The following is a 7,035-nucleotide window of genomic DNA, read 5'->3' as shown; positions in this document are numbered from 1 at the left end:
TTCCTCCGGCAGCATCTCCGGAGTACAATGGATGTGTTGAGGGTGGCTACACATGTCGCTCTCCAATGGTCCAATTAAACAGGTGCGTATTCGTCGGCAGACGCCGTATCAAAATGCGCACAGGGCGGATCGCCCTCCAGGCCAAGACCTGACCACACAGCGCGAAGAACCGCCGCTATGTCGAGATCATATTTCGCAAAAAGATGCTCGCGACTCCCAGACTCGGCAAACCGGTCCGCAATCCCAATCCGACGAAGCGGAACAGCCAAGCCCGCCTCAGCAAGGGCTTCGGCAACTGCCGAGCCCAAGCCGCCGATGATCGAATGATTTTCTGCCGTCAGGATCAGCCGGGATCCGCGCGCCGCCTTCAAAATGGTGTCGCTATCCAACGGCTTGATCGACGGCGAATTGACGACGCCGACCGAAAGACCGTGCTGCTCCAGCGTGGATGCGGCAACGAGCGCGGCCGGGACCATCATGCCCGATGCCACGATGGTAACGTCCGACCCCTCACTGAGTATATGCGCCCGACCGAATTCCAGCTTATGATTGTCGTCGAAGATCCGCGGAATCTCTCCACGCTTGAGGCGCAGGTAGACCGGCCCCTTGCGATCCGCCGCAATCGTGACCGCCTGGCGGATTTCACTCGCGTCGGCCAAATCGAGCACCGCCATATTGGGCAAAGCGCGCATCAGCGCCATGTCCTCGATCGCCTGATGGCTGGGGCCACCTGGACTCGATAGACCTGGCATAAAGCCCGCTATGACGACGCTGAGGTTAGGATAGGCAACCGCCATCGCAAGCTGATCGAAGCAGCGCCGGGTTGCGAATACGCCGAATGTATTGACGAACACTGTGTGCCCCGCCCGCGCCAGGCCACCAGCGATGCCGATCATATTTGCCTCGGCCATGCCTACATTGACGAATCGATCGGCCAGTTGGTCGCGGAAAAGGTCGGTCTCGGTCTGTCTGGTTAGATCTGCTCCAAGGCAGATGATTTCGCTGCGCTGTTCAGCAAGAGCGACGAGCGCCCTGCCATAGGGCTTGGTCTCGATCTGATAGGGAGGCAGATGGGTGCTGCTCACTGATTGTGCGCGCGATGCCTCATGAAATGTCATGCCCAAATCCCCTTCACGATACCCGAATTTCCGTCGCGGCAGCCACGACCCAAACGGGTTAACTGGCACGGAGGATAAGAGTCATCGATCGCAGCAGTTAGGATTGGCGGCTTGATCGCTTGAACTGCACGTTCCGCTTGATCGTTTCCGGCTCCGGCGGCCGGCTCCGGCGGCCGGCCCCGGAGGCCGTTGTTCGGGCAGCCGGTTGCAATGATCGCCTCAGTTCATCCCGCAGGCGGGTAGTGGAGCCATTCCGTTGCGTCCCGGATGACGCCGTGGTGACCTGGCCATCCCTCAGCCCCGATGGATCGTTCGCTATCTCCTGTCGGCCGCCGTGGCATCGTGGCTCGCCCCGCTGGTCCGCGCGCTGGCTTCGGTCAGATCACCAGGGCGACTACAATAGCCGCAACTCTAACCGGTCCCGGCACCCGCCCGATGCGGCAGGCCATATTGTTGCGAGCTTTCCAGGCCGAGTTCGATCTCTGCCCTGATGGGAACAAGGTGGGCAGGCTCCCATTATGAGCGCTTGCACGGTGAGAAATCCGGTGCCGTGCTAAGCTAGGGCTCCTCGGCAAGAACAGGTTTGCGCGGCGCAATTGTCTGTTCCTCGTCTTTCATGTTGAGGTCTGGCATCAGGGGCATCAGAAGGCCCGCGAGCAGGAAGAAGACTCCGCAAAGCGCGATGCTGACTGACAAGCTGAAGGATGTGGCGATTTCTCCCAACGCAAAAGGAGCAAACGCGGAGATGCCACGGCCGACATTGAAACAGAATCCAGCTCCGGTTGACCGAATATGCGCCGGGAACAGTGCAGAGAAATAGGCTCCAAAAATCCCGAAATAAGCAAAAAACATCGCCATGAGTGGTCCAAACCACAAAAGCAGCGTCAAATCCCTGATCAAGGCGTACGCCGGCAACAAGATAGTTGTTGCAGCGAAGCAGAATAGGATCGTCTTTTTGGAACCAATGCGGTCCGCAACGAAGCCGAATATCTGATAACCGATGAACATGCCGATATTCATGACGATGAGAAACGTCGTCATTGCCGCAGGTTCCAATCCCCGTTCCTTGACGAGATAGGTCGGAAGCCAGGTATTCGCACCCCAATAGCCGGTCAGGGCGCACGCGGCGATTAATGTTGCCAGCACCGTGCGACGCCACCGACCTTCGATAAATATCTCGCTCAATGAGACCGTCTGTTTACCGCTGGCCATTTGTCGCTGTGCCTTCCCTTCCCGCCATTGGCTGGATTCGGGCACGAAAAGCGCAACGAATATGATTGCGAAAAGCGCGGTTCCTCCTGAAAGGAAAAGCGCCCGCCATCCATAATCCGGTAACAGGGCATGGGCCAACAAAGCCGCGAGAACGAATCCGGCGGGCCCGGCACTGAGTACGAAGGCACTGGCCCGGGCGCGCAGATGGGGAGGCCAAGTTTCGTTGATCAGGGCCGACACGATTCCCCATACGCCGCCCAGGCCCAAGCCGGCCAGGAATCGCAGAAGCAGCATGTCCCACCACCCGCGCGCGACGGCTATTGCCATGGTGAACAGTGCAAAGATCAGCACGCTAACAATCAGTGCCGGTCGGCGGCCGTAATTATCCGCGTACCATCCTAGCAGCAAGCTGCTGAGGCCAACTCCAATCATGCCGGCAGTGCCGATCAATCCAGCCTCGCCAAGGCTGAAGCCAAAGTCAGTTACGATCGCCGGAAGGGCCAACGCCAGGATCATGAAATCCACTGCGTCAAAGCAGTAACTTAAAAAGCATCCCGCAAGAGTGATCCAGCGAGCGTCCTTGTGTGAGCTGCCGTCGTGGAAGATGACTTTCTGCGGATCCGCCATCGTCACTGCCTGCTCTATCCTATCCACCTTTTGTTTATCGCACTGACCGGAAAGCATCAGGGACACTGGCCTGCCCCAGGCGGGTCCGGTGGCAGGATCATTATAACACCGTCAGGCCACACAGCTAAATCGGATATCTCTCCCGCCGGCCCGGCGCGGGCAAGAAGATGACGGTGACGACGTAGGGAAATAACGGGGGGTCGCCTGTACGTTTAGGTGTGGATGATTTTTTGGGCAGAGACAGTTGGGCGCCGCGACGTATCGTCGTGACGCAGATTTACCTCGGCGATCTGATTTCCACTTGGCGCCAGCCATGACGAGTGACGTTCATAGATCAATGGATCATGACCTGGAACGAGGTGATCGAATTTGTTCTTCAGCAGATCGCGAATTTCGCGATAGGCCTTGATTTGGTTGAAAGTGTTGCCCTGGCCGTAGCCCGGAGGCCACATGCGCTCGATGTTCGAATACCAATAGACCGTGTCTCCGACGACAGCGAATGGACCGTTGCGCGTCTGCACCTCGAACCATTGCGTGCCGAAGGTGTGGCTTTCCTTCGCCAGGTGTGCCGTGATGCCGGGCAGCACCTCCTCATCACCGCGAACGAACTTTACGCGGCCTTCGGAAATGCCCTGTGCGGCTCTGATGAGATCCTGCGGGTCGAACGAAGAAAAGACCCAGGCCTTTTCTTCCTCGGTTTCCATCTGGTGAGCGGCGCACACTGCGTCAGACCATCCGAGATACTCGTCCAGCTGGATATACAGCTTGGCATTGGGGAAAGCCTCGAAATTCCCGATGTGATCAAAATGCATGTGCGTCACGAGGATTGCTTCGACATCTTCTGGCTTGAAGCCGACCCTGCCAAGAACGTCGACCGGTTCCTCCCAGCTTGAAAACGCGTACTTCGTCAGCCAATGATCATTGCGAAATCCGCAATCGACCAAGGCGACGTGTTGCTTGCCGCCGACTTCACCACCTACCAACAAGGTATAAAGCATGGGGAGACGAACTGTACCAGCATTACTGAACAGACCAGACCCGGCAACAAAATCTATCGGCATGTCAGATTGACAGTACGCTAGAGGCCAAATCGAATAATCAGTATCCAGCTTGGTATCGAGACCTATAATCGATGGGCCGACCACTGCATAACTCCTAGTGATGTGTCGTAGAATAGTACGCACGTCTGGAAATTAGTATATAAGGCACAAACTTCCTCGTCACTGGTTGAGTCGCACCTGAGACGCGGTAAACAGCATTAGAGCAGAATGTTCTCATTTGCTAGGATTGACGGCTTGATCGCTTGAATTGCTTTCGACGGCATGGCCTCGCCGCGAGACGAGAGTGGAGCCGTCGAGTTTTTCCGGTATGAGGCGGCGGACCCACGGTGTTCTGGTTCAGCATCATTCGACGCAGCGATATCGTCCAGAGGGTAATGCCCGGCAAACAGCGTGACGGCCGACATCATCGTGCTGCTCCCGACCGGGTCTGGAGGACCGGCCGGGATGCTCGTAGACGCTGCTCGCACTGCATTGTCGTTAGCCTTCATGATAATCAATGCGATCAGAAGTTGTAGCGCGCGCCGAGCTGGAAGAAGCGGGGCGGCTTGTAGGAAACCTCGTTGCAACCACACAGGGTCGCGAGGTCGAAGCCCTGGACACCCTGGTGCACGTTGGTCAGGTTCTTGATGCGGAAGTTCAGTTCCCAGTTGTCGTTCGACCAGCCAAGACCGGCATTGACCATCACAGTCCTGCCGAACTTGTCCGCGTCGAAATTGCGGAGGTTGTAGTAGAAGGGATCGGTATAGCTGGCGTCACCCTGAACCGACAGCTTGCCGCCAAGGGCTTCCCATTCATACCGGATGATAGCGCTGCCCTGAAGCGGCGGCGCGTAGACGGGCTGGACGTCGCGACTGATCGGACCTCCGGCACGAAGCGGCACATCCTTCACCTTCGCATCAAAGTAGGATGCGGAAAGACCGACATCGAGGCCCCTCACAGGCGAGGTGAACAGGCTGGCTTCCCCACCGATTGTTCTCGCGTTCGCGTTGATGACTATGCCGCTGACCCCGGAGAAGAGGAATGCCTGATAGTTCTTGTAATCATAGTAGAATGCGGATGCGTTGAACCGCGTCTTGCCGTCCGGGAACGTATATTTGATGCCGCTCTCATAGTTGGTGAGAGTTTCCGCCTTGTAAGGGATGGTGCTTGTCGGCACGGCTATGCCACCTGGAACTGCGGCATTATAGCTGCCCGCCTTCACACCGCGATTGACGCCTGCATAGAGGAGCAGGTCCGGGTTCACCTGGAAGTCGAGCTGGACCTTGCCTGCCCAGAGCGTCTTGTTGGACTTGTCCGTGTAAGGCGTGGGTCCATTCGGACCAAATAGCGGGCCAATGACGATCGGTGTGCCAACCGCGGCCTCACGCGAATCCGTGGTACCCCATATTCCCTGGAGGAAGTTGTGGTTCTTCTGTTCCTGGATGATGCGCGCTCCGGTGATCAACGTCAGTCGCGAAGCGATGTGCCAGTCCAACTGGCCAAAGGCCGAATAGGAATTGGTTTTCAGCGTTGCGTCTGCTCCCAAATCGAACGGCGCCTGCGGCACAACGCTGCCAATGGGAAACTTCAGCCCAGCGAGCGAATGGGCCTTGATGTGGAGATAGTAAAGCCCGGTCGTCCAATCGACAAGATCGCTCTTTCCTGACAGGCGGACTTCCTGGCTGAAGGTGGAAGCACGAACGCCCAGATAACCGCCAGCCTGGTTACCCGGACCGGCATCAACATCCAGGAAGCCGATCTTGTAGAAATGCTTGTAGTCGCTCACCGCCGCCAACTTGACGCTGTCGCTCAAGTCGAACTCGCCGTTGAGGTTAACGCCCCAGGTCCTCACGCGCCCATGATCGCGGAAGGCAAAGTCGCTCGACGTGCGAGGGCCGCTGCCATCGGGATCCTTGTAGCCGAAGAAGTCGCCGCCGGGGACCGGACGGCCGAAGGGAGCACCGAAGCTGCCGGTGTTGCCGGTGTCCGAACCGCCATCTGAACCGTCAGCCGCAATCGAAGCACGCGTTTCGTTCGGGCCGGCATTCAGGACGTTCACCAGTTCGCCCGCAGCATCGAACACACCGATCGTTGGCTTCTGCTGATACGGCGCCGTTGCCATCCGGGTTCTCGCCGCATTGACGGACAGCAGCACGCGGGCACTGTCATTGGGCTGGAACAAGGTGGTCATGCGTCCTGCGAGCGTATCGTCATCGCCCATATTGGCGCCGGCGCCCGGACCAGGCGAACCGCCGACCGCGCCCGCCGGATATTCGTTGCGCAGCCAGGGCTGAGCCTTGTTCCACATGACGGCAAAGCGCGTCGCCAACGTGCTGCTGATGGGCAGGTTGATCGCAGCTTCACCATGGAACGCACCAGGCGTGCTCAGGGAGTCATAGAGCCCGTAATTGACGTCGACAAAACCCTCGACCTTGTCCAGATTGGGCTTGCGCGTGATGTAGCGGACAAGGCCGCCGGTTGCGTTGCGGCCGAACAGCGTGCCCTGCGGCCCCTTCAGCACTTCGACGCGGTCGATGTCGAACAGGGCGAAAGTCTGGCCCTGGCCGATCGCGATATAACCATCGTCCAGATAAACCGCGTTCGGCGCCTCGACGATATCGTTGATGTCATTCTGGGTGACGCCGCGGATCGTGTACTGACTGTTCTGGCCAGCAAGCGCGCCGCCGAGGTGCACGCCCGGCGTAAGCCCCGCCAGTTCGCGCGAATCAGTCACATTGAGGGCGCGCAACTGGTCGCCGGAAAAGGCGGTGATGGCGATGCCCACCTTCTGGATGCTCTGCTCGCGACGCTGCGCCGTCACGATGATCTCGCCCGACAAGGCCGAGCCGCCCTTGTCGGCGTGAGTTGATTGATCCTGCACGGCAGAGGCGGCCGGTGCATCCTGCGCCAGCGCAGGACTGGCAAGCGCACCAACCGCAACTGCACAAAGCAAGGTTGCCCGGATTCGAAGATCTTTCCTCATTATTATTCCCCTTTATGACGATAATAATATGCAACTCAGCCCTGCAAGATCCTTT

The 7,035-nt window shown here is 58.2% G+C and carries 5 protein-coding genes; all 5 read right to left on the bottom strand.

Annotation, left to right across the window (positions count from 1 at the left end; genetic code table 11):
- Positions 1-74: 74 nt before the first annotated feature.
- The 5 genes from MRBLSP13_RS15190 to MRBLSP13_RS15170 all read right to left on the bottom strand — a co-directional run bounded on the left by MRBLSP13_RS15190 (position 75) and on the right by MRBLSP13_RS15170 (position 6,980).
- Positions 75-1,118 (bottom strand): transketolase family protein, encoded by a 1,044-nt coding sequence (locus MRBLSP13_RS15190; protein WP_363755371.1) that lies wholly within the window; start codon positions 1,116-1,118, stop codon positions 75-77.
- Between the two features lie 558 nt (positions 1,119-1,676).
- On the bottom strand, positions 1,677-3,014 hold the full coding sequence (locus tag MRBLSP13_RS15185; protein ID WP_363736938.1) for an MFS transporter: 1,338 nt from the start codon (positions 3,012-3,014) through the stop codon (positions 1,677-1,679).
- A 155-nt stretch (positions 3,015-3,169) separates the two neighbouring features.
- Positions 3,170-4,018, bottom strand: a complete 849-nt coding sequence (locus MRBLSP13_RS15180; RefSeq protein ID WP_363755369.1) for an N-acyl homoserine lactonase family protein — start codon at positions 4,016-4,018, stop codon at positions 3,170-3,172.
- 197 nt (positions 4,019-4,215) lie between these two features.
- Positions 4,216-4,425, bottom strand: coding sequence for a hypothetical protein (locus tag MRBLSP13_RS15175; RefSeq protein WP_166666498.1), 210 nt, complete (start codon positions 4,423-4,425; stop codon positions 4,216-4,218).
- Positions 4,426-4,520: 95 nt separating this feature from the next.
- Positions 4,521-6,980 (bottom strand): TonB-dependent receptor, encoded by a 2,460-nt coding sequence (locus MRBLSP13_RS15170; protein ID WP_363755367.1) that lies wholly within the window; start codon positions 6,978-6,980, stop codon positions 4,521-4,523.
- Positions 6,981-7,035 lie beyond the last annotated feature (55 nt).

The sequence above is a fragment of the Sphingobium sp. LSP13-1-1.1 genome (genome assembly GCF_040676415.1).
Taxonomy (GTDB): Bacteria; Pseudomonadota; Alphaproteobacteria; order Sphingomonadales; family Sphingomonadaceae; genus Sphingobium.
Note: the sequence above shows the minus strand (reverse complement) of the source record. Positions and strands in the feature narration are given on the sequence as shown.

Excerpts from the sequence above, each read along its gene's own strand:
- MRBLSP13_RS15190 (WP_363755371.1), bottom strand. The coding sequence starts at position 1,118 with ATGACATTTCATGAGGCATCGCGCGCACAATCAGTGAGCAGCACCCAT.
- MRBLSP13_RS15185 (WP_363736938.1), bottom strand. The coding sequence starts at position 3,014 with ATGCTTTCCGGTCAGTGCGATAAACAAAAGGTGGATAGGATAGAGCAG.
- MRBLSP13_RS15180 (WP_363755369.1), bottom strand. The coding sequence starts at position 4,018 with ATGCCGATAGATTTTGTTGCCGGGTCTGGTCTGTTCAGTAATGCTGGT.
- MRBLSP13_RS15175 (WP_166666498.1), bottom strand. The coding sequence starts at position 4,425 with ATGATGTCGGCCGTCACGCTGTTTGCCGGGCATTACCCTCTGGACGAT.
- MRBLSP13_RS15170 (WP_363755367.1), bottom strand. The coding sequence starts at position 6,980 with ATGAGGAAAGATCTTCGAATCCGGGCAACCTTGCTTTGTGCAGTTGCG.